The organism is Halochromatium sp., from assembly GCF_046541315.1.
Lineage (GTDB): Bacteria > Pseudomonadota > Gammaproteobacteria > Chromatiales > Chromatiaceae > Lamprobacter.
In genome coordinates this window covers 1-3,394 of sequence record NZ_JBKHDN010000258.1, presented here as the reverse complement: position 1 = coordinate 3,394, position 3,394 = coordinate 1, and the positions used below count along the sequence as shown (strand labels likewise).

The following is a 3,394-nucleotide window of genomic DNA, read 5'->3' as shown; positions in this document are numbered from 1 at the left end:
CGCCCCATGTGCATCTCGTAGCCGGTGACGCGACAGCCGCTGCGCTGGTCGGTCAGATCCAGATCGATCAGCCGCTTGTCGTCGCTGATGGTGGTCTCGATATCGAGCAGGCCGAGGCCGGGGGTTTCGCCCGGCGCGCCCTCGATGCCGTCCGGGTCGCGCACGACGCGGCCGAGCATCTGGAAGCCGGCGCAGAGGCCGAGCACGCGGCCGCCGCGACGCACATGGGCGAGGATGTCGATGTCCCAACCCTCGTCGCGCAGCACCTCGAGATCGGCGCGCGTGGCCTTGGAGCCGGGCAGGATGACGACGTCGGTCTGCGCCGGGATCGGGTGACCGGGCTTGATCCAGCGCAGATTCACCGCCGGCTCGGCGGCGAGCGGGTCGAGATCGTCGAAGTTGGCGACGCGCGACAGGCGCGGGATGGCGATGTTGATGCGGTTGCCGTCGTTGGCCCAGGCGCCTTCGGCCGGGCGCTCGAGCGCGAGCGAATCCTCGGCCGGCAGTCGCGCGGCGCCCTCGAACCAGCGCAGCACGCCGAGGAAGGGCCAGTTGGTGATCTCGGTGATGGTCTTGCAGGCCGGCGCGAACAGCGAGAAATCACCGCGGAACTTGTTCACCAGGTAGCCGACGACGCGGTCGCGATCGGCTTGATCGAGCAGCATCCAGGTGCCGACCAGCGAGGCCATGGTGCCGCCCTTGTCGAGATCCCCGACCACGATGACCGGCACATTGGCCTGTTCGGCGAAGTACATATTGGTGATGTCGCAATCGCGCAGGTAGATCTCGGCGCCGCTGCCGGCGCCCTCGACCAGCACCAGGTCGGCCTCGGCGCAGGTGCGCTCGAAGCTGTCGAGAATGGCCGGCATCATGCCCTGGCGCATCTGGTGGTAGACCCGCGCCGGGCAGTTGCCGAGCGAGCGCCCGCGCAGCACCACCTGCGAGCCGACATTGGTCTGCGGCTTGAGCAGCACCGGGTTCATGTGGATCGAGGGCGCGACCCCGCAGGCGCGTGCTTGCAGCGCTTGGGCGCGGCCGATCTCGCCGCGCGGTTGTTCGCCGTCGGGACCAGGGCCGAGATCGGAGTCTGCGGTGACCGCCGCGTTGTTGCTCATGTTCTGCGCCTTGAACGGGCGCACCGCGAGCCCGCGGCGGCGATAGGCCCGGCAGAGGCCGGCCACCAGCATGCTCTTACCGACATCCGAGGCCGTGCCCTGGATCATCAGGGCGCGCGCGCGGCGCGGGCCATGGTCGCCAAGCGGCGGTAGGCTCAGTTCGATGGTGGGTGCTTGCTCGGACATAGAGGGAGACGACAGTCGTCGTGGGTCGAAAAAGAAAACGCCCCGAGTCGGTGCGGGGCGTTTTGTCCGCCAATCAGGCGCAACGGCGATCAATGTCTAGGTCGACTTACGCCTCCTCCGCCACGGCCTCCGGTTCTTTGCGTTTCTGCAACTCGGGCATCGCAACCGTGGCGGATTGCGGAGCGGGCTTGACGCTGCCGCCGCAACCGCCCGGCTGGCACTTCGGCGAGGCCTCGCTGCCGATCTCCAGGTCTTCCATCTGTTGGTTGCCGCCGCCACAGGCCTTGGGCACGGCGCCGCTGGTGCCCATCGCGGGCCGTTTGGCCGCCGGCGCCTGCTTCCAGGCGTTGTGATCGGGCTCGACGATCTTCTCCTTGCTCTTGTCGTAGTCGAAGCGGATCAGCTTCTTGAACATCGGTCCCCAGTAGTTCTGCTTGCCAAGCTGATAGAACTTGCGCTCCAACGCACTCTTGAAGAAGGCCTTGATGCAGCCGATCAGGTACTTGCGACGGAAGGGATCCTTGACCCATGGATACTGGAACAGCATCCGCTTCATGTAGAAGCGCCGATAGTTGGCCATGACGCCATCGAGCAGCTCGGCGCGGTCGATGTTGTCCGGCTTCATGATCGGCTGCACGAAGTTGTACTTGGAGTAGTCGAACACCTCGACCTTGTCGCCCATCTCGGCGAACATGTCGGAGAACGGCCAAGGGGTATACATCGACCAGTTGGCCATGTCCGCGCCCCAGTCCATGACCATCTGATAGGTCTCCTCCAGGGTCTCGCGGGTCTCGTTCTCGAGGCCGACGATGAACTGCGCCTCGGTGACGATGCCGTTCTCCTGCAGCAGGCGCACCGCGCGCTTGTTCTGCTCGATCGTGGTCTCCTTGACGAAGCGGTCCAGATTCAGCTGCGCGGCGGCCTCGGTGCCGAGCGAGACGTGCACCAGCCCGGCCTTGCGGTAGAAGGGCAGCAGCTCCTCGTCGCGCATGACGTCGGTGACGCGGGTGTTGATGCCCCAATGGATGCCGAGATCGCGGTCGATCAGCTCCTGGCAGAACTCGATGAACTTGTTGCGATTGATCTGCGGCTCCTCGTCGGCGAGGATGAAGAAGCCGACGCCGTGGACCTTCACCAGCTCCTCGATCTCGTCGACCATCCGCTTCGGGTCGCGCACGCGGTAGTCGCGCCAGAACTTCCATTGCGAGCAGAAGCTACAGGTGAACGGGCAGCCGCGCGCCATGTTCGGGGTCGCCACCGGCACGCCGAGCGGGATGTAGATGTACTTCTTCCACTCGAGGATGCCCCAGTCCGGCCAGATCGAATCGACGTCCTTGATCGAGGGCTCGACCGGCGTGGCGACCACCTTGTCGTTCTCATCGAGATAGGCGATGCCCTTGATCCGCTCGCGCTCGGCTGGCCAGCGGCCCTCGTCGATCGCGCGCACCAGGTTCAGGGTCACCGCCTCGCCCTCGCCGCGCACGATGGCGTCGATCCAGGGCGCCTCGCCGAACACCTGCTGATACATGAAGGTCGGGTGGATGCCGCCGAGCACGGTGATGGCGTTGGGGCATTCCTCCTTGGCGATCTGCAGCAGCCGCTGCGCGGTGTAGATCATCGGCGTCATCGCCGTGGTGGCGACGATGTCGGCGTTCGATTCGCGGATGGCGACGCGCAGTTGCTCCTCGTCGAGGTTGTCCACCAGGGCGTCGACGAACCGGTAATCGGTATAGCCGCCCTGCTTGAGATAGCCGGCCAGATAGGCGACCCAGGCCGGGGACCAGTTGCCGGCGATGTCGGCGGCGCCGGCGCTATAGTTTGGGTGGACAAAAAGGATTCGCATTGTCTGCTCCGATGGATCTTGCCGTCGCACGCAAGCGCGGACTCGCGGTGAAGGGGCGCTGGGCCCAGGGCGATCGCCGCCTGGGCCGCGGCTGCTTGAGCCCGGATTCTGATCGTGGCTCAGTCCAGCATAACGCTCGGAGATTATCACGCAGCGGGCGCGCTGGCCTTGTCGCGCTGCAACACAGTTGCCCTGAATCAACCCAGGAAGAGCCGTTGACCGCGTTGCCTCGCATGCAAGCGTCTGAATG

General features: G+C 65.7%; 2 protein-coding genes. Both read right to left on the bottom strand.

Annotated elements, in window-relative coordinates; all coding sequences use genetic code 11:
- Window positions 1-1,301: cobyric acid synthase (locus ACLFQI_RS12735; protein WP_410759865.1), on the bottom strand; the 1,301-nt coding region annotated here is incomplete at its 3' end.
- Between the two features lie 106 nt (window positions 1,302-1,407).
- Window positions 1,408-3,144: a magnesium-protoporphyrin IX monomethyl ester anaerobic oxidative cyclase gene (bchE, locus tag ACLFQI_RS12730; RefSeq protein ID WP_410759864.1), complete on the bottom strand. Its 1,737-nt coding sequence runs from the start codon at window positions 3,142-3,144 to the stop codon at window positions 1,408-1,410.
- Window positions 3,145-3,394 lie beyond the last annotated feature (250 nt).